Origin of the sequence: Paenibacillus sp. FSL H7-0714 (assembly GCF_038003765.1) — a bacterium.
Lineage (GTDB): Bacteria > Bacillota > Bacilli > Paenibacillales > Paenibacillaceae > Paenibacillus_AQ.
This window is the reverse complement of sequence record NZ_JBBOPT010000001.1, coordinates 253,362-272,692: the sequence shown is the minus strand read 5'-3', so window position 1 is coordinate 272,692 and position 19,331 is coordinate 253,362. Positions and strand designations below refer to the sequence as shown.

The following is a 19,331-nucleotide window of genomic DNA, read 5'->3' as shown; positions in this document are numbered from 1 at the left end:
CGGAGGAGTACACCATGAAACGAAGATCACTTCTACTTTGTCTTCTTGTTCTCATACAAATTGGGTTAACTGGTTGCTGGAGTCGACAGGAAATGAATGATCTCGCGATTGCCGTAGGGATCGGCATCGATAAGATCGGAGATCAATATCAAGTTTCTGCACAAGTGGTTTTACCCAGTCAAATCGCTGGCTCAAAAGGGGGAAGTCCTCAATCACCCGTTAACCTTTACAAAGAGACAGGAAATACTGTATATGAAGCGCTTAGGAAGATCACAACCATTAGTCCACGTAAAATTTACATCTCTCATCTGCGGATCTTAGTCCTTAGCGAGGCTCTGGCTAAAGAGGGAATCAATGACGTTCTTGATTTCATGTCAAGAGATACCGAAGCGCGAAATGATTACTTTATTGTGGTGGCAAAGGATGCACGGGCAGAAGATACTTTGAAAATATTAACTAGCCTCGAAAAGATTCCTGCTGTGCGATTGTTTTCCAGCCTGGAAACATCGGAGAAAAAATGGGCACCTACATCTACTGTGACATTAGGAACACTGATTACAGAACTTGTAAGTAGGGGTAAGAATCCAGTCTTAACAGGGGTTGTCATCAATGGAAATGTAGATGCAGGAGAAACTCCGAAGAATGTAGAAACCGTAGATTCTCCAACAGAATTGAAATACTCTGGATTGGCCGTATTCAAAGAGGACAAATTGATCGGTTGGCTAAACCAAGAGGAATCAAAAGTGTATAACTATTTAACGAATAAGGTAAAGAGTACGATTTCCTTCATTAATTGTCCCCAAGATAAAGATAAAAAGATATCTCTTGATATATTTAAGGCCGAATCAAAAGTAAAAGGCAGCATGAATGGCAACAACCCAGAAATCAGTATCGAGCAACATATAGAAACAGATTTAGGAGAAGTTCAATGTAGAAATCTAGACCTCACCAATCCAAAGACCATCACCGAATTAGAACAAATCGCTAACGTGAAAGTAGAGCATTTATTCCAGACTACGATTAAAAAAGTACAACAAGAATACAAATCCGATATTTTTGGATTTGGCGAGGTCATCCATCGCTCTAACCCACAGGCGTGGAAAAAACTGAAGGATAATTGGGATCAAACCTTTGTTAACTTACCAGTAAACGTAAAGATGAACATAGAGATTCGCCAGTTAGGGAAAGTAACTAACTCTTTCTTGGAAGAGACGAAGTGATAAATTGGAGGGAACAAAGCCATGCTCGAAAAGGGTAAAATAAGTATTCGTCAACTTACCATTCTTGTTATGCTTCTTACCATTGGGGATTCCATTCTTGTAATCCCCCCTTCAACTACACACTACGCCAAACAAAATGCCTGGATTTCCTCCTTAATTGGAATGATCGTAGGTTTACTAGCCATTTTTTTGTACAGCAAATTCGCAAAGTTATACCCCAACCTAACGCTTATCCAAGTGATTCAAAAGGTTTTTGGAAAATGGATAGGGACTATTATATCTCTTTTGACCTTAATGTATTTTCTCATCGTTACCGTAGGAAGTATGCGGGAAGTCGCTGATTTCGTGACCTCGGAAATGTTACCCGGAACCCCCATTCCGGCCATTCTAATCTTATTTATACTGATTGTCATTATGGCAACACGACTCGGTATTGAGGTTATCGGACGAACGGGTGAGATCTTTACTCCCATGGTTATAATCCTATTTCTAATCCTAACGGTCGCCATTATTCCTCAGATGGAAATAGTCAGAATGCTGCCCATATTGGAGGACGGAATAAAGCCAGTGCTAAGAGGGTCCATCTCCATTTCGGCTTACACCTTCTTAGAACCCGTTGTCTTTCTAATGTTCCTCCCTTATGTAAATCAACAAAAAAAAATAACAAAAGCCTTATTACAGGGCTGTTTCCTAGGTGGGATTATCATCTTCCTGACAGTCACTGTTTCCGTATTAGTACTAGGTCCGGATTTAACGACCAGAGATATATATCCCAGTTATAACATAGCAAGACGCATATCGGTTGGTGGGATCTTTGAGCGGGTTGAAGCCATGATAGCTCTAATGTGGATGTTAACCTTGTTTATAGAAGTAACATTATACTTCTATGCTTTCGTCCTAGGGTTATCCCAATTATTAAACTTAAAAGAGTTTCGGGTGCTAACTCTGCCTACTGGGATGATCCTAATCGCACTAGCACCTCTCATTGCTCCGAATTACACCTATTACAATGCGGTGTTTGATAATTATTGGGTGTACTACATTATAACCTTCGGGTTATTTCTACCCTTGGTATTGTTAAGTGTGGGGATGTTTCGAAGTGCACTGAGCAAAGACTTGAAATTTCGGAATTAAATAGGAGCGGCCTTTTCTACCTAATAACAATCCGAATCCGAGTAGGGTCACCGAATGCGGTGAGAAACCGTGTGATGCTGCTGATATCATTAAGTTTAATCTCTTGCGGTTCTATCTCCCCACCCCGATTCGTAAATAAGCTTAAACATATGAACTTTTTGAAACTACAAAATAGACCTCGTAGATTCTCTAACGATTAATTCTGCAGGGAAAATCTGATGCGCATGATTGACCTTCTTATTAATGAGATCAAACAAAATCTTAATCGACGCTTCCGCAATTTCTACCACTGGCTGTTTGATGGTAGTGATAGAAGGATTATAATAGAAGGAAATATCCAGTCCGTCATAACCTGCCACAGAGTAATCTTCAGGAACTCGCTTGCCTGCTTCAAATATGGCTTTACAAGCGCCGATGGCCATACTATCTGATAAGGTGAAAATAGCGGTAAACTCTTCCCCTGACTCCAGCAGTTCTTTTGTAACCGCATACCCATTTTCCATACTATAGCTATCAATATCTTCTTTCATCCGCCGTACTAGCCGTTCATTATAAGCTATTCCATGATCAGAAAGAGCCTTTTTATATCCTTCATATCTTAATTTACCGATACTCACATCATCTTCAGGCGCGGTAATAACTGCGATTTTCTCATGTCCCAGATTACATAAATAGTCTACAATTTTGTAGCTCTCATTAAAGTCATCTACAGATACAGAAGAATAGTTACTTAGATCAAACTCTTCCGTCATCCCAATCGTGCTGAGGACAAATGGAACCGTCAATTGCTGTAATTTTTCTTGAGAGTGTGAGAATAATCCCCCCAGGAACACAATTCCCTTCAGGCGCTTTTCTTTCTCCAGCTCAATTGCCACTTCGATCTCATCTTGATTCTCATCGACTCGTTGTAGGATAAAGGAGTACTTCTTTCGCTGGATCTCTTTTTCAAATACTTTAATCATCGGGCTGAAAAATGGATTTGATATCCCTTTGATCAATACTGCAATCGTTTTCGAATCGGAACGTTTTAAATTTCTGGCACTGTTATTCGGTACATAATGGTTTTCTTTGATGACCTTCATAACCATCGCTTTTGTTTCTTCATTAATATCCGGATGATTATTTATAGCTCTAGATACTGTAGTCACGCCAACCCCACATAATTTGGCGATATCTATGATAGTCAATCTCTCCATTTCTACCTTTCCTTTACACGTTAAATAAGAAAGTAGGGGATTCTCGAAGAGAAGACTCAACAAGAAAAGCACCCTACTCGCTTCTACATACATATTCTATTTAACCCTTAACGGCTCCTGCAACGACACCTTCGATAATATATTTTTGGCAGGTGAGGTAGAAAATGATGATGGGTACAATAGCTAGAACTAGCATCGCCATCATCGCTCCCATATCAATCGATCCGTATCCACCTTTTAGGTACTGTATCGCAATAGGAATGGTTTTGTATTCAGTACCGATCAACAGGTCAGGCAACAGGAAGTCATTCCATACCCACATTACATTAAGAATCGCTACGGTTACAGCAATAGGCTTAAGGATGGGCAATACCACTTTAAAGAACGCCTGCGGTGGATTGCATCCATCAATCATAACCGCCTCTTCAACCTCCAGTGGGATGGACTTCACAAATCCACTAAACATAAATACCGATAGCCCTGAACCAAATCCCAGATAGATCAAGATAATCCCAATCGGATTGTCGAGATGCAGTACATTGGCTGTCTTAGTCATTGTGAACATTACCATTTGGAAGGGTACGATCATCGAGAACACAAATGCGTAATACATCAAGTTCGTGAATTTTGATTTCACCCGAGTAATATACCATGCAGTCATGGAAGTGAATAACACGATTACAGCAACCGAACACACCGTGATAAACAAGGACATTCCAAAAGCACTGAAGAAATCAATCTTCGCTATACCGCTAGTATAGTTCTTCAAACCAACAAAAGTAGTTCCATTAGGGAATAAGAAAGGTGTATCACTAATGTAGAACTTACCTTTAAAGGAGTTCATCAGAACAATAAAGATCGGAGATAAGAACGCAATGGCCAAGACCAACAAAATGGTGAATATAGAATAGTCTTTTGCTCTAGTCTGTTGCATTAGTTCTCAACCTCCTTTCTTCTAGTAATGACAAGTTGTACTAAGGCGATTAAGGCTACCAGTGCAAAAAATACGACGGCTTTCGCTTGACCGACACCTTCCCATCCTGTTTTTCCGTAGAAGGTATTGTAGATATCCAGTGCTAACATCGAGGTCTGCTTAGAAGGAGCACCAGCAGTCAACGCTAAGTTCTGGTCAAACAATTTGAATGAATTCGATAACGTTAAGAATAAACAAATGGTAATGGATGGCATTACGAGTGGAATCGTCACATTACGTAAAATCTTTGAACGTGAAGCTCCATCAATTCTTGCGGCTTCTACTATATCCTTAGGCACATTTTGAATACCTGCAACATAGATAATCATCATGTAACCTATCAATTGCCAATTCATAAGGATGATTAATCCCCAAAATCCATAAGTTGCGTCAGAGGTCAAAGTAACTCCAAACTTATACAGAATTCCATTAAAGATCAGCTGCCAGATGTACCCTAATACGATACCGCCTATCAAGTTAGGCATGAAAAAAATAGTTCTAAATACATTAGTCCCTTTTAGCTTTCTAGTTAACAACATCGCCAGTATGAAGGCGAATACATTAATCGTAAGAACAGATAGAACTGTAAACTTAACAGTAAAGCCTAGTGCATTTAGAAATTCTTGATTTGAAAATGCTTTAATGTAATTTCCAAAACCTATCCATTTTGCATCATTGACGGTAGTAAACTCTGTAAAGGATAAATATATACCTAGCAGAAAAGGTACAACAAATGCGATCCCAAAGGCTATTATGGTCGGTAATGCAAAAAGAGCAAAATATTTTCTTATCGATTTTTCCATGGAGTCTTCTCCTATCTCAGTATGGAAAATGATGAAACAGATGAATTCACTCGAATTGTTGCTTAGTGCCACTGAAATTCCAAAGGGAATCCAGTGGCACTAAGCTTTTATCTTTATAACAACTGAGAGTTATTCAATCATTTTTCCATGCATTTATTATTTTGCCTTTTCAGCCTTCCAAGTGTCCTTAAAGATGGTTACAACTTCATCCCAGGTTTTATTGCCTTGAGCGTATTGCAAGAGCGCATCACCAAAGACATTTTTGAACTCTTCACTTGGGAATGCCGCAAATGTCCAAGCTACAGAAGTCAGATCTTTTTCCATCCAAGCGGATACTTCTTTAGCAAGTGGATCTGCTGGTTTTTCGCTGTCTTCAAACGTATTGAATGGAGCGATGAAACCTAAGTCGTTCGTTACATAAGCTTTACCTTTTTCACTGGAGAACAACCATTCCAAAAATGCGATAGAAGCTTGTTGGTTCTCAGCAGAGGCTTTGCTGTTGATTGCCAAATAGTTTTCTGTACCTACAGCCAGACCTTGTTTTTCTTCGCCTTCCATACCTGTGTAGATAGGCAAGAATTTGATGTCCTCAGCTTTAACTACGTTACCATCTACATCATTGATTTGTGACCAAGCCCAGTTACCGTTTTGAACCATCGCTGCGTTACCCAGTGCGAATTCAGCCATGGAGTCCGCTACAGATTTACTACCCAGAAGGGATTCTTTAGTCACAGAGTTTTTGATATAAAGATCAAAGATGTTTTTGAATTTATCGTTATATTTGAATTCAACTTCCTTAGAAGCCAGACCGGCAAGAACTGTGTTATCAAACTCAGTGTTGTCTTTGAATTCATAGTACAGTGGCAAGTTAGCCAAATGAGTCTGCCATCTCCATTGTTCACCAGCAGCGAGGGAAGTCGAGGCGAATACACCTTTGATACCCAGTTGATCTTTTTTAGCGGTCATATCTTCTACTACTGCTTTCAAAGTCTCGAAATTATTGATTTCAGTTGTGGAAGAGATCGAAACAGCTTTGTCAGCTAAAGCAAAGTATTTCTTCATAATGGCGTCGTTGTAGATAATACCGTAGCCTTCAACTACGTAAGGGATACCATACACGCCTTCGCCTTCAGTTACAGCCAAGCTTTTGTCGGACAAGTAGCTGTATAGCTTAGTATCTTTCAAATCCAAGGTGTAATCTTTCCAAGCTTGGAAACCAACAGGTCCATTAATTTGGAAGATCGTAGGTGCATCGGACTTAGAAATTTCGGATTTCAATTTGGTTTCGTAAGTACCTGCTGCAGCTGTTACGACTTTTACTTTAACGCCTGTCTCCGCTTCGTAATCCTTAGCGATTTTTTCATATATCTCTGCAATTTCAGGCTTGAAGTTTAAAAAGTAAACCGATCCATTTTTACCAGATGAAGCGTTTCCACCATTGGTTGCTGTATTGTTCTCTTTATTCCCACACCCTGCTGCCAAGACTACAACCATAGACATTACCAACATGAGCCCTAGATATTTTTTAATATTCTTCATTTTTCTTCCCCCTCGAACTTTTTATTAAATTACCTCTCTTAAAGACGTCTCCGAGCTTGCTCACCGAGAATAATGTCAGCGTTTTCATTTCACTTAAATATTCTCCGCTTTTTTTCCGGTATCCTTATCGGTAACGTTTTCAATTGAAATATTAGCACACCGTTTGGAACATTTCAATAACCATTTTATTGCAGAAACTCGCCATTACAAATCTTCAAACGTTATAATAGACAAGTATAAACGCCTTCGACTTTCTTATATTTTTTTAAATAACTATGAATAGGTGATTGCATATCTTATCTCTGATCGAAAAGTATGAGTTACAATTCTCTAATAATAATTATTTTGGCGATATCGGGGTAGAGCCCTCTTACTCCATTGTAAAAGGTACTCTTCCTGTCCTAGTGTCTGCTCCGCATACCATTAACCACTATAGAGAACACTCTGTAAAACCTGCGGACATGTATACAGGTTCTCTTGCGCTGCTGTTACAAAAGCTCACCAATTGTCACTGTATCTATTCCAATAGCTTCTCCAAAGAAGACCCCAATTACATCCTTGGCGGAGAATATAAGACTGCACTTGGAACAATTGTCAAAGAACATCAAATTAACTTTGTTATAGACTTGCATGGTGCCTCTAAGGATAGGGAATTTGATATTGATTTAGGTACATTACACGGAACTTCCATACAAGAAAATAATATAAATGAAGTCGTACGTATTTTTTTCAATAATGGTATTACCAATGTTCATCAAAACCATACATTTTCTGCATCTCATCTGGGAACGGTCACATCGTATTCCGCCAAAGAGCTGTTAGTTCAAAGTATTCAAATTGAAATTAATCGAAATTATCGTAACCCGAAATCATTTGATTTATTCCAAAAAACCATTCATTCCCTCGAACAAATCATCAATCAATTGGGAGGTGCCTAACATAAATATCGAGCAGACCTTCACCCTATTGGACAAACAAAGCTATACTGCCCGGGAAGAACTCACGATGAACCCCGATGAGCTGGATGAATTAGGCTTAGTCCACCATATCTTTGTCGAGCTTAAAGCAGAGAATGATGCTCAGGTTAGCTGTTTGCTTTTATCTAAAAGTGATATCCCTAGAGGCAGTATTCAATTATCTAAAAGAGCAAAGGACAAGCTAGGAGATTGCCCCATAACAGGATTAACCATTACTAAACCTGAGTACAACACGATTCTTCGGGGAATTCCTAAAGTGGACGAGATTGCCAAACCTTATGTCAAAGCTTGTCCAACGCTCGTCCGCAAGTATTCGAACCATGTAGAGCTGATTAATCCTAAGAATGGCTTTCGGGTAAACTTAACGTTAAAAGAGGATGACACTGCCAAGCCGAACGCACTATATTTCAACAGATATATCATGTTGTTACTTGAGACTCATGCCACTGAGGATGATCAACTAATTATTACCCGTGCAAGAACAAGTCCTCAGTCCAAGCCAGGCATACATAAACTTATACATCTGGGAATCAAACGGACCTTAACCGCATTAGGAAATCTTTTTATTGGCAAAAGAGAGCTTACACTAAGAGTAGGGCATCCCTACCCTTTTGATGAGCACCAAAATCTATGCCGAATTCACCCCAATGTTAGAAAGCTGCTGGGTATGGAAGAGACCGACAAAATCGTCATCACCTATAACAACAAAGAAATCACCGTCCCCATCTTAGATATAGACACTGAGCATATTGCCCAGTTGATCAAGCTAAATGAGGAGGATGATCAGCTCAAATTTATCGACAGCCACTTATTTATCGGAATCACCGCTTTGTCACGAAATGAACTAGAAATCCCCAGTATCGGCACATCGGTTACCGTAAAGAGAAGCATGAACTCCCTATTCTTAAAACACTTAAATAAGCTGGTCTTGCCTGTAATTGCTCTATTATTTACAGTAGTACAGCTGTATAAGGATTTGAACTGGAGCATCGCTCTGACCGTTGCTATTTCTCTGATACTACTTCCGATAATCATCTACACGACACTATCTGAAGAACGAGCAAAAATTAACTAAATGGAGCGATGATCGTGGAATTCACTTCACAAGCCCAGGTAGAAGATATGATCTACAGCTCTTATCTAAGAGCCATTAACAACATCACAGAAACTTTGGATGGACAAGTTAGACGACCGGAATTAACCAGAGAATTGCTGGAACTAGTCGGAAATCCGGATCGAGATCAACAATACATACTAGTCACAGGCAGTAAAGGTAAGGGCTCCACCTCAAGGTTTATCTCTTCTTTGTTAAGTCACCTAGGCTATAAAGTGGGCTTGTTTACCTCCCCTCATCTGGTGGATTTCAACGAAAGAATACGGATTGACGGGCGGGCCATATCCGCAGAGGATTTTGTACGATTAGGAAATGTGGTTCGCGAGGGATTTCAAACGATTGAAGATCAGCTTGCCGCTGATGAGTATCAAGGTCCTGTTGGGGTGGGTCTGGCGATTGCGACGTTGTACTTCAAGGAGAATCATACCGATTTCAATGTAATTGAATGTGGAAGAGGCGGAAGGTTTGATGACACGAATGTCCTGAAGAATGATTGGGCTGTCATTACTCCGATTATGGAGGAACATGTAGCTAATTTGGGACCTGACCTGAACAGCATTACACTACATAAACTGGGCATCGTCAAAAACAAGGCTACTAACGTCTATATCAGCAAACAGAAATCGAGCGTACTTGCGACTATAAAAGCGAACCTCACTTCCAATACTGTCCAGTATTATGAGGAGCAGTTCTGGGCTGACTCTATTGCAATAACACCCGTTGGAACTACTTTTAATGTTCAGACAAATCAAGCGGGTTACCCGTCCTTAACGATTCCGTTATTGGGGCAATTTCAAGCTCTAAATGCAGCCACTGCAGTCGCACTATGTGAGGATATTACAAGTGGTCCTCTGAATAGGGAACTCGTTCTCAAATGCTTTGCACAATTGCAATGGCCGGGTCGCTGTGAAGTGATCTGCCATGATCCATTAACGATAATTGACGGAGCAATTCATAAAGAGTCGGCAGGCTATTTGGCTGAGCTTATTCAACTTGTGAATCCTGACCGCAGCCGAGCTGTAACTTCAATTATCGGTGTCCCTAAAGATAAAGATTACCCAGGAGTTATCGAAGTGATGAGTTCGGTCTCGGATCAATTAATCATCACAAAGCCCGATATTAGTCATCTTTCTTTTCCTACAGATGCACTCCATGTTGCCAACCGATTTATCGAACAAAGTTACGAGTTCCCCTATTTAGAGGACGCTCTAACGCATATACAAACTGGCTCGTCTTCCGAGATTATTGTAATTGTCGGCACGCAAACCTTTATCGGAAATGCCAAAAGATTATTCGGGCAATCGCTGCTCGATATCGGCTTATAGCTTCTCAAAGCGCTGGAGAATGACTTCCTGATAAAGATCAGATAGAGCTGGCACTTCACTTGGATTCTGCTTACAATACTCATCTAGCATAACCTTATGATTCACTTCGATCACCCTGAGGCCTTGATCTGTCTCCAAAATATCCACGGAGCAGAAATCAAGGCCCATCGCTTTAGAGGTCTCGGAAGCAAGCGCCGCAAGCGCCGCTCGTTTGGCCTGATCGCTAACCTCAATAGCAATAGCCCCGTTAATCAAATTGTGCTTCCAAGAGCGAACTCTTTTTTTGCCAAGGAATACACGCGCCTGGTGATTAAAAGTTACGATTCTATACTCAATCTCCGCTTCATAATAGGGACCTATTACCCCATTAAGCTGTAAAGAAAATAATAAATCCAGCTTTTCGTGCAGATCGGCTATCTCATTAATTTTGTACACATGATTTCCCTGTGCCCCGTTATCCTGCTTCATAACTACTTCTCCATTGAACGCTTGGAAATAACGTTCAGCCAATGAATAAGGATTCAAGTTGTTAAATTTGGAGTCAGGATGTGGCAAATAAATATGTTCTACCGCGGGGATATTCGCCTTATGCAAAACGTCATAAGTTAGAGATTTACTCATAGCAATGATCGTAGAAGCACTGTTGTTTAGTCCGATCTCAGCGTCTACCATCACAAATGATTTCAATCCATCCGTAGCTCTATATACGAAATTCGGTGTAACTTCCTCAAAGGTAATCCCTGAGGTTGTAACAGAATGCTGGATCATTTTTAAGTAAGGTCTAGTCGTCATTCAGTTTCCTCATTTCTAACAAAATATGACCAAACCTAATCATAGCATGAGAAATATCAATCGAAAATAACATTCATACGTTATAATTACTATCATCAAAACCTTAGAAATCTTTTTCGAGGGACTTTCCAAAAAAAATAACAAGGTTAATGTTATGTTTAATGACTGATAGCGCTCTTATAGTTAAAAATAAGTATTGATTATTTAGTGATCATCCTCTATGATAAGCTTATCAAGCGAACCAAAAAGTTAAAGCGGTTAAACTTTAATACCAAGGTATCTATTATTATTGCTACTTAATAGTATTAGCACGACCAAAAGTTAAAGCGCTTATACTTTAAAATGAGAGGTTGGTGTGTCATGATCAATCGCGAGAACAGGCGGCAGACTTTCTACATGTATCTGTTCATTTCTCCTTGGATTATCGGCTTCCTAGTATTCGCCCTTTATCCTATCTTATCATCGCTTTACTTCAGCTTTACTGATTATGACATCATACACCCGCCTAAGTTTATCGGGCTCGCTAACTACACAGAGATGTTTCACAATGACCTATTCTGGAAATCGGTGGTTGTCACACTGAGATATACCTTCATCGGTGTACCTATCCAGCTTGTTCTCGGTCTTGGATTTGCGCTATTGCTTCACCAGACCATTCCCCTGCGCGGCTTTTTCCGAACGGCCATGTATTTTCCAAGCATGGTATCCGGCGTGGCCATGTCCCTCCTATGGTACTGGATCTTCAACCCGCAGATCGGGCTCTTCAATTACATCCTTTCCTGGTTCGGTATTCATGGACCGGCTTGGCTGATGAACCCGGACACTGCACTATATGCCTTGATCATCATGACGTTCTGGACAGCAGGCTCAGGAATGATTTTATTCCTCGCAGGTCTGCAAGGCGTACCGGCTAGCTTGATCGAAGCCGCTAACCTTGACGGTGCCGGACGCTTCAGAATTTTCTTGAACATTACCTTACCGATGATCTCTCCCGTGCTGCTTTTTCAACTAATTATGGGACTGATCGATTCCTTCCAAGTCTTTACCCAAGCTTTTGTCATGACTCAAGGAGGTCCGAATTACTCTACCTGGTTCTATGTCTATAATCTCTACACCAGTGCTTTCAAAGAATATCGTGCCGGTTATTCCTCAGCCTTGGCATGGGTGCTCCTCATTGTAGTTATGCTGTGCACCGCACTAATTATGAAATTGTCTAACCGTTATGTTCACTACGAAGGAGGCGGACGCAAATGAGTACAGTCAGAGCGCTAAGCCCCCAGACTAAAGGAACCAAACGCCGCCGGAAAGTGGAGCCTGTTAAGATTTTTAGCTTTATTACTTTAGTAGTTACAACATTTCTGATGCTGCTTCCTTTGTTCTTCATGGTCTCCACTTCACTTAAGTCCAAACGTGAGATGCTGAAGTTCCCACCCACCTTTCTTCCAGAGAGCTGGCAGTGGAGCAATTACACAGAAATATTTGATACCCTGCAGTTCGGTACGCTTTACAAAAATAGTTTAATTATTGCCGGCATCAGCGTTGTAGGCACCTTGATTTCTTCAGCACTGGTCGCCTATGGATTCGCCAGATTCAGAGGTAGAGGGAATCAGATATGGTTCATCCTATTGTTGAGCACAATGATGTTGCCTTATCCAGCCATTATGATTCCGCAATTCGTACTCTTTTCACAAATGAACTGGATCGACACCTTCCTACCCTTGATTGTGCCTGCTTTTTTCGGCTCAGCTTATAACATTTTCCTGCTGCGCCAATTCTTCTCTACGTTGCCTGAAGAGCTGTTTGATGCCGGACGCATTGATGGATGCGGCGAAATACGGATGTGGGCTACTATAGCACTCCCGCTCTCCAAACCCGCACTTGCAACTGTAGCTATCTTTGCTTTTATCTACAACTGGAACGATCTGCTTACACCGGTGCTTTACCTAAGCTCGTCAGAGAAGTTCACGCTACCCGTCGGGATGGCTTCTCTCACCTCATCGAGATTCCGCATTCCACCTTGGCATTTGCTGATGGTCGCTTCGGTTCTAGCTATGGTTCCTATCGTTACGCTGTTTGCTGTAGCACAGAAACAGTTCGTCGAAGGGATTGTACTTACAGGGATTAAGTAATAATCCGCCATCCGGGCGGCCAAATATACTTGAAATCATGGAGGGTTTAGCTAATGAACAAGAACAGGAAAAGTAGTGCGCTTTTACTTGCAACAACCATGCTTGTTGTTCTGGCATTGTCAGGCTGTAGCGGCGGCAAATCGGCGGGTAACACTCTATCTGAAGGAACTGGTGGCTCGACTAATTCAGGAGGCAAAGCAGAAACGGTAACCATCACCCATTACACAATAGATTCAGAAGACCGGACTTTTGTTGAGAAATTAATTCCTGATTTCGAAAAGCAGCACCCGAACATTAAAGTAAAAGTGGAAAAAGCACCTTATGAGCAGTTCGACAGCAAGCTGCAAACGCTAATTGCCGGTGGCAAATCACCCGATGTGACAAGTCACTGGGGTTATGGAGGTTTCGCAGAATACTACAACAAAGATATGCTGCTCGATTTAACCGACCTTTTAAAAGAGGATGGTTTCAAGGCAGCCGATTACAACATCCCAGAGAACCTGATGAACATTTATAAGGTTAAAGATCACACATATGGTATCCCAGTTAATATGTATGTCACCTTGATGCTCTATAACAAAGACATGTTTGATGCTGCCAAACTGACTTACCCAACAAGCGATTATGAAGATAAGAGCTGGACGTTTGAAAAGATGGTCGACCAGGCTAAACAAATGACTCTCGTCTCCGATGATATTGCCAAAACACAATATGGCGTAGACTTCACCTGGTCTGAACGCGATATGCGGCCATTATATTTTGGAGCGCAGCCTTATTCAGAGGATACATGGACGAATGGCGGCGTGCCTTCCGAGACTTATTTTGATTCCCCTGAAGTGATTGCTGCCTACAACAAACTCTTTGATCTCGTCTTCAAAGATAAAGTCTCTCCTTCCTCCGAGTGGAGCAAAAGCGTAGCTGGACAGAACGGTGATCCCTTTGTTGCAGGCAAAATCGGGATGTCTATCGGTGGCTCATGGAACCTTGCAGGTGCGAATGACTTTCCCTTCAAAATCGGTGTAGCCGCTGTACCATGGGGAGGCAACGATAAGGTACGCAGCACACTTTACGTCGATCCGCTGCTGATCTTGAAGGACTCCAAACATCCGAAGGAAGCTTTGGAATGGATCAAATATTTGATCACTACCGAAGTGCAGGAGAAATCCATTGAGCTTAGTGGCGGTAACCCGCCAGTCAACACCGAAGCTGCTGAAGCATACTATAAACATTTTGACGGCATCGATCCACAAGATATCAAAAATGTCTACGAGGGTGCTGTGAACTATGGCTTCGAATCCTACAACCATTTGATCACCAACTACTCGCAAATTAATGACATGTTCATTAATGAATTGCAGCCAGTAGAAACTGGACATAAGACGGTGGAAGAGGTGATGACGACGATTCAGAAAAAAGTTACGGAGATCATTCATCGTTAATATTTGGCAGATATGCCGTCCCTTTAGGGACGGTATACCTGTTTGAAATCATACGTTTAGCGGACAGTCTGCCAACCCTGTATACTAAAGGTAGAAAACAGGATCGGAAAATCTGCCGCGAGGAGAACTAGAGATGAAAGTGAGTATTTTTGATGTAGCCAAAAAATCAGGATTATCGGTTGTAACCGTATCCCGGGTCTTAAATGGGGCCGAATCGGTACGCGAGAATAATCGCCAGAAGGTGCTGGAGGCCATTAAAGAGCTGGATTATCGCCCTAATGCAGCGGCACGCAGTCTGGCAAGCGGTAAGACGGGAATTATCGGGATTATTGTCACGACCCTGCAGGATTCTTTTTTTGACGCAGTGGTCAAAGAGCTGAATGAAGTCTTAGCGATGCATGGTTATTTTTTGGCCATCTCCATCTCAGCAGGCATCGAATCGGATGATAGCCATTATTTAATCCAGGAGGATCGTGTAGACGGTTTGTTTCTACTCTCTCCGATGGAAGAGGATAATTATATTGTGGAATTAAAACGGCGCGGCATCCCCTATGTGCTGATTGATAACCAAAAGCCCGAGAATGACACCTACTCTATCACGATTGATAACTTCAAAGGTGGCTACATGGCTACCAGTCATCTGTTAGCGCTCGGTCATACGTCAATTGCTCATCTATGTGGACAGGAGATGTTCCGTAGTACGCGGGAGCGGCGTGCCGGATTCCTACAAGCGCTTGAGGAAAAAGGTCTTACTCCATTTGAGATTGTACATGGTGATTTCGAAATTGGAATGGGATACGAAACCTGCAAGCGTTGGCTGAACGAAGGACAATTACCTACTGCGGTATTCGCTGGCGATGACAATATCGCCCTTGGCGTCATCAACGCGTTAATGGAAGCTGGCATTCGGGTACCCGAACAAGTAGCTGTGATTGGTTATGATGATCATTATATTGCTTCACAGCTTCATCCATATTTAACAACGATCCGTCAGCCTTCGGACAAAATTGGATTAGCAGCTGCCGAAATGCTCTTAAAGCGTATCTCTGGAAAGATGAAGCGCGGAGCTGGAGTAAAGATTGACCCAGAGTTAATTGTACGGGAATCTACTACTTCCAATTAATTAAATCATATAAACAAGGAGTGACAACCATTGACTTACTACTTGGGGATCGATGGTGGAGGCACCAAAACCTATGCTCTGCTATGCAATGAACATGGCAATGTTCTCGGTAAGGGCAGGAGCGGTAACGGCAACCACCAGACAGGCGCACTTGAGGCAGCCAACAGCATTCGAGAGGCCACATTCGGGGCACTAGATGAGGCTGGACTCCGATTGGAGGACATCCAACATACCTATCTTGGGCTTGCCGGTGCTGACCGAGAGGCCGATTATCTCATTCTCCATCCAATGATTCGCGAGATCGGATTTATCAATTACACCATTAACTGTGACACCATGATCGGATTACGTGCAGGGACGACTCGCCCTTATGGAGTTGCACTAATCTGCGGCACAGGCACCAATTCGGCAGGCAGAAACACGCAAGGAGAGCACTATCAGTGTGGTGGCTTTGACTACATGTACGGTGACTTCGGCGGTGGCGGTGCACTCAACATTGAAGTCTTTCGTTCTGTCATAAGAGCTTGGGATGGACGGGAGCAACCTACCCTCTTGACCGGACTTCTACTCAACTTGCTAGGTTATGAGGAAGTTGCAGATATGTTTAATGATTTCCTCAATCATTGGAAAAGGGTCCCTGTTCATGCTGCTCGTTTGCTTTTCGAAGCAGCAGCTGAAGGAGATGCTGTAGCCTTAGAGATTCTAAATCGGCAAGGCGTTGAGTTAGGGAAGTCCGCTGCGGCAGTCATCCACAAGCTTGGGATGGAGCAGGACACCTTCGATGTGGTTCTGGCGGGAAGTCTGCTAACCCGTGGGGATCGCGGCTGGATTCGCGGACCTATTGAGAAAGCTGTACAAGCCGCAGCTCCACAAGCAACTGTGGTGACTCTTGCCACAGAGCCTGTAGTAGGTGCCGTATGGTCCGCGATGGATCAAGATGGTTTGACCCTTAGTAATGAAGCGTATGAGACCATGCGGCAATTTCAAGATTATGAATCGATCCAACAAACAAAAAAGACAGGAGTGGTTGATCTTGGCAACTAATCAAGGATTAAAGATCGCAGTTATCGGTGGGGGTTCTTCGTATACACCCGAATTGGTAGAGGGATTTATTCTTCATTACAAGGAGCTTCCTGTTCGTGAACTATGGCTCGTAGACATCGAACCTGGACTTCGCAAGCTGAATATCGTTGGAAATCTCGCTAAACGCATGGTTGAGAAATCCGGGCTTCCGATTGAAGTTCATCTTACAACAGACCGCCGGAAGGCTATCGAAGGTGCAGACTTCGTCAGCACTCAGATGCGTGTCGGTATGCTTGATGCCCGCGCACGTGATGAATCGATTCCTCTTAAATATGGTGTCATTGGTCAAGAAACGACAGGTCCTGGCGGAATGATGAAAGCACTGCGTACGATCCCTGTCATTCTGGATGTATGCCGGGATATCGAAGAGCTGGCTCCTAACGCATGGCTGCTCAATTTCACCAATCCTGCAGGAATGGTCACTGAGGCTGTTCTGAAATACTCCAAAGTAAAGAGTATCGGTCTCTGTAATGCACCTATCGGTCTGATCAAACAAGTATCCGCCAAATATAACGTAGCTGCTGACCGTGTTTATGCCGAATTCGTTGGTCTGAATCACTTACACTGGATTACTCGAATCGACGTTGAAGGTGAAGATAAGCTGGATGATATGCTCACAGAGGGCTACAGTGCCAAGAACGTGCCAGCCCGAGAGTGGAATCCAGAATTCCTAAAATCTCTTCGCGCCGTGCCTTCCTACTATTTGAAATATTTCTATATGACGGATGCCATGCTCGAAGAGCAGATGGAATCGTTTAAGCAAGGTATCAACCGTGCTGAAGTCGTCAAACGCGTAGAAGAAGAGCTATTTGAGTTATACGCCAACTTAGAGCTGAGCGAGAAACCGAAACAGCTAGAACAACGCGGTGGTGCTTTCTATTCAGAAGCAGCAGTTAATCTCATGAGATCGCTCTATAACGGTTCAAACGACATCCAGACCTTGAATGTTGCTAACCGTGGCATACTGGACTTTTTGCCAGATGATGCAAGCATTGAAGTGAACTGTGTTGTCACCAAGAACGGACCACTACCTCTACCACTGACTAAGATTCCACCGATGGCCAAAGGGCTTATTCATGCTGTCAAAACCTACGAGCAGCTAGCCATTGATGCCGCTGTGACCGGTGATCGTGCGCTTGCCCTTCAGGCAATGGTGCATCATCCACTCGTTCCATCTGTAGATGTGGCGGTTCGTATGCTGGATGAAATGCTGGAAGCCAATAAAGAGTTCTTGCCGAACTTTTTTACTAAATAACCATAGAGATGAGGCGTCAATATGTCAGCTAAAGCGGTTTGGAAAGGCGATGTGAACCAAGCCATCTGCGCGTTTACATTTGATGATGGGCCTTCCCAGCTTCCCGTTGAATTATGGCTTGATGTTTTGGAGGAGGAAGGTGCTGTCGGCACCTTTTTCTTCACTGGGGAATGGATGGATCGCTATCCAGAGAAGGCGAGATTGATCCTGTCCCGTGGTCATGTGCTTGCTCCGCATACGTACCATCATCGGCGAATGGCCCAAGTGCCAAAGGCGGTATTCTTAGAGCAATTGAAGCTGACTGAGCTGGCCTATCAGGACGCAACGGGTCTCCCTTCTCCCAATTTCATGCGTTTTCCATATTGCTCATTCCGGGAAGAAAATCTCGAGTGGCTGACAGAATGGGGCGATTATCTAGATATTGAAGGCGTTGACTGCGGAGATTGGTCTGGTATTTCTGCTGAAGAGATCGTTGCCAGAGTTGAACCTACGCTTGAGAATGGAACCATTGTAGTCATGCATAGTAATGATGTTGCAAAAGGTTCACCGGATGCACTGAGAGCACTTATTCGGATCGCCAAGCAAAGAGGCTTGGAAAGTGTCGGCGTACCTGAGATCCTTGGGTCCATTGGCGTAGAAGTAAACCACAGACCCTGGAAAATAGTCGTAGACGTTCCCGCAGAGTTAGATCATCCCTTGGAAAATTGGATCCCTTTAGAAAATAGTAAGCAGCTTGCCGACCTCGCGACCCAGACAACTGAGTGGAACATTCCGCAATATACACTGCATTTCACTTCTGAAAAGGAGTGGCTGGAGCATTTGGAGAGTCCACTAGAAGAGGTTGGAGTGACAGAGGATCGCGAGTTGTTTACCATACGGCAATTTGATGGCAGCTATTGGGGATATGTACGCGCCGGTGTCGTAGACAATACCCTTGTATTATTAGATTATGCGGCTAAAGAAGCGCAGGCTGATACCTTGGTGTACTTACTTCGCTGGGCTGCGGATACTTCGATCAGATTGGGACTAACCAAGATTGAAGCCAGACTCAATATTCGTAAAATGAGCGAGATGTGCAGACAGTTAGGCTGGCAGTCAGAGATAGTAGAAGATCAATAAGAGACATCATCTATACTGATAAATAGTTGCGGTAAAAAACAGCGCTCCCCCGTTATTGGTGGATCGCTGTTTTGCGTTATGAGAATGGTAAACATCCCAGCAGTAAACGC

At 42.7% G+C, this 19,331-nt stretch carries 17 protein-coding genes; 12 read left to right on the top strand and 5 right to left on the bottom strand.

Annotated elements, in window-relative coordinates:
* The first annotated feature begins 14 nt into the window (after positions 1-14).
* Both NST34_RS01275 and NST34_RS01270 read left to right on the top strand, forming a co-directional pair.
* Positions 15-1,220 (top strand): Ger(x)C family spore germination protein, encoded by a 1,206-nt coding sequence (locus tag NST34_RS01275; protein WP_341059028.1) that lies wholly within the window; start codon positions 15-17, stop codon positions 1,218-1,220.
* A 21-nt stretch (positions 1,221-1,241) separates the two neighbouring features.
* Positions 1,242-2,354 carry a GerAB/ArcD/ProY family transporter gene (locus NST34_RS01270; protein ID WP_076286656.1) on the top strand — a complete coding sequence of 371 codons (1,113 nt, stop codon included), beginning with the start codon at positions 1,242-1,244 and terminating at the stop codon, positions 2,352-2,354.
* Positions 2,355-2,518: 164 nt separating this feature from the next.
* Here NST34_RS01270 and NST34_RS01265 read toward each other — a convergent pair whose 3' ends face one another.
* The 4 genes from NST34_RS01265 to NST34_RS01250 form a co-directional block, all read right to left on the bottom strand.
* Positions 2,519-3,550 (bottom strand): LacI family DNA-binding transcriptional regulator, encoded by a 1,032-nt coding sequence (locus NST34_RS01265; protein ID WP_076286657.1) that lies wholly within the window; start codon positions 3,548-3,550, stop codon positions 2,519-2,521.
* 100 nt (positions 3,551-3,650) lie between these two features.
* Positions 3,651-4,484: a carbohydrate ABC transporter permease gene (locus NST34_RS01260; protein ID WP_042184128.1), complete on the bottom strand. Its 834-nt coding sequence runs from the start codon at positions 4,482-4,484 to the stop codon at positions 3,651-3,653.
* Positions 4,484-5,326 (bottom strand): carbohydrate ABC transporter permease, encoded by an 843-nt coding sequence (locus tag NST34_RS01255; protein WP_042184126.1) that lies wholly within the window; start codon positions 5,324-5,326, stop codon positions 4,484-4,486. The genes NST34_RS01260 and NST34_RS01255 overlap by 1 nt, the downstream gene beginning before the upstream one ends.
* Before the next feature lie 156 nt (positions 5,327-5,482).
* Positions 5,483-6,865 carry an ABC transporter substrate-binding protein gene (locus NST34_RS01250; RefSeq protein WP_076286658.1) on the bottom strand — a complete coding sequence of 461 codons (1,383 nt, stop codon included), beginning with the start codon at positions 6,863-6,865 and terminating at the stop codon, positions 5,483-5,485.
* Between the two features lie 287 nt (positions 6,866-7,152).
* Here NST34_RS01250 and NST34_RS01245 point away from each other — a divergent pair, with 287 nt between their 5' ends.
* Genes NST34_RS01245 through NST34_RS01235 form a run of 3 tightly spaced genes read left to right on the top strand, consistent with a single transcriptional unit; the run spans position 7,153 to position 10,281 of the window.
* Positions 7,153-7,803, top strand: coding sequence for a hypothetical protein (locus NST34_RS01245; protein WP_341059029.1), 651 nt, complete (start codon positions 7,153-7,155; stop codon positions 7,801-7,803).
* 28 nt (positions 7,804-7,831) lie between these two features.
* The gene (locus NST34_RS01240) at positions 7,832-8,917 is read left to right on the top strand and encodes a hypothetical protein (RefSeq protein ID WP_341126973.1); all 1,086 of its coding nucleotides are present in this window, start codon (positions 7,832-7,834) and stop codon (positions 8,915-8,917) included.
* 8 nt (positions 8,918-8,925) lie between these two features.
* Positions 8,926-10,281: a bifunctional folylpolyglutamate synthase/dihydrofolate synthase gene (locus NST34_RS01235; RefSeq protein WP_341126972.1), complete on the top strand. Its 1,356-nt coding sequence runs from the start codon at positions 8,926-8,928 to the stop codon at positions 10,279-10,281.
* On the opposite strand, the gene NST34_RS01230 is transcribed toward NST34_RS01235, so the two are convergent.
* Positions 10,276-11,073 (bottom strand): ATP-grasp domain-containing protein, encoded by a 798-nt coding sequence (locus NST34_RS01230; RefSeq protein WP_341126971.1) that lies wholly within the window; start codon positions 11,071-11,073, stop codon positions 10,276-10,278. The two genes, NST34_RS01235 and NST34_RS01230, sit on opposite strands and share 6 nt — an antisense overlap.
* A gap of 360 nt (positions 11,074-11,433) precedes the next feature.
* Between NST34_RS01230 and NST34_RS01225 the strand changes: the two genes are divergently transcribed.
* The 7 genes from NST34_RS01225 to NST34_RS01195 all read left to right on the top strand — a co-directional run bounded on the left by NST34_RS01225 (position 11,434) and on the right by NST34_RS01195 (position 19,221).
* Positions 11,434-12,327 carry a carbohydrate ABC transporter permease gene (locus tag NST34_RS01225; RefSeq protein WP_042184117.1) on the top strand — a complete coding sequence of 298 codons (894 nt, stop codon included), beginning with the start codon at positions 11,434-11,436 and terminating at the stop codon, positions 12,325-12,327.
* A complete protein-coding gene (locus NST34_RS01220; protein WP_341126970.1) occupies positions 12,324-13,202 on the top strand; it encodes a carbohydrate ABC transporter permease in 879 nt (292 codons plus the stop codon). Before NST34_RS01225 ends, NST34_RS01220 begins: the two co-directional genes overlap by 4 nt.
* A 53-nt stretch (positions 13,203-13,255) precedes the next feature.
* The gene (locus tag NST34_RS01215; protein ID WP_339799748.1) at positions 13,256-14,641 is read left to right on the top strand and encodes an ABC transporter substrate-binding protein; all 1,386 of its coding nucleotides are present in this window, start codon (positions 13,256-13,258) and stop codon (positions 14,639-14,641) included.
* A gap of 133 nt (positions 14,642-14,774) precedes the next feature.
* Positions 14,775-15,764: a LacI family DNA-binding transcriptional regulator gene (locus NST34_RS01210; protein WP_042184112.1), complete on the top strand. Its 990-nt coding sequence runs from the start codon at positions 14,775-14,777 to the stop codon at positions 15,762-15,764.
* 30 nt (positions 15,765-15,794) lie between these two features.
* Complete coding sequence (locus NST34_RS01205) at positions 15,795-16,808, top strand: N-acetylglucosamine kinase (protein ID WP_042184110.1); 1,014 nt, start codon at positions 15,795-15,797, stop codon at positions 16,806-16,808.
* Positions 16,756-18,102, top strand: coding sequence for a 6-phospho-beta-glucosidase (locus NST34_RS01200; protein WP_042184108.1), 1,347 nt, complete (start codon positions 16,756-16,758; stop codon positions 18,100-18,102). The genes NST34_RS01205 and NST34_RS01200 overlap by 53 nt, the downstream gene beginning before the upstream one ends.
* A gap of 21 nt (positions 18,103-18,123) precedes the next feature.
* Positions 18,124-19,221, top strand: a complete 1,098-nt coding sequence (locus NST34_RS01195) for a polysaccharide deacetylase family protein (RefSeq protein WP_341059035.1) — start codon at positions 18,124-18,126, stop codon at positions 19,219-19,221.
* Positions 19,222-19,331: the final 110 nt, after the last annotated feature.

Coding starts and splice junctions, on each gene's coding strand:
- NST34_RS01250 (WP_076286658.1), bottom strand. CDS start 6,865: ATGAAGAATATTAAAAAATATCTAGGGCTCATGTTGGTAATGTCTATG.
- NST34_RS01235 (WP_341126972.1), top strand. CDS start 8,926: ATGATCGTGGAATTCACTTCACAAGCCCAGGTAGAAGATATGATCTAC.
- NST34_RS01265 (WP_076286657.1), bottom strand. CDS start 3,550: ATGGAGAGATTGACTATCATAGATATCGCCAAATTATGTGGGGTTGGC.
- NST34_RS01220 (WP_341126970.1), top strand. CDS start 12,324: ATGAGTACAGTCAGAGCGCTAAGCCCCCAGACTAAAGGAACCAAACGC.
- NST34_RS01260 (WP_042184128.1), bottom strand. CDS start 4,484: ATGCAACAGACTAGAGCAAAAGACTATTCTATATTCACCATTTTGTTG.
- NST34_RS01275 (WP_341059028.1), top strand. CDS start 15: ATGAAACGAAGATCACTTCTACTTTGTCTTCTTGTTCTCATACAAATT.
- NST34_RS01270 (WP_076286656.1), top strand. CDS start 1,242: ATGCTCGAAAAGGGTAAAATAAGTATTCGTCAACTTACCATTCTTGTT.
- NST34_RS01210 (WP_042184112.1), top strand. CDS start 14,775: ATGAAAGTGAGTATTTTTGATGTAGCCAAAAAATCAGGATTATCGGTT.
- NST34_RS01215 (WP_339799748.1), top strand. CDS start 13,256: ATGAACAAGAACAGGAAAAGTAGTGCGCTTTTACTTGCAACAACCATG.
- NST34_RS01230 (WP_341126971.1), bottom strand. CDS start 11,073: ATGACGACTAGACCTTACTTAAAAATGATCCAGCATTCTGTTACAACC.
- NST34_RS01255 (WP_042184126.1), bottom strand. CDS start 5,326: ATGGAAAAATCGATAAGAAAATATTTTGCTCTTTTTGCATTACCGACC.
- NST34_RS01225 (WP_042184117.1), top strand. CDS start 11,434: ATGATCAATCGCGAGAACAGGCGGCAGACTTTCTACATGTATCTGTTC.
- NST34_RS01195 (WP_341059035.1), top strand. CDS start 18,124: ATGTCAGCTAAAGCGGTTTGGAAAGGCGATGTGAACCAAGCCATCTGC.
- NST34_RS01200 (WP_042184108.1), top strand. CDS start 16,756: ATGAATCGATCCAACAAACAAAAAAGACAGGAGTGGTTGATCTTGGCA.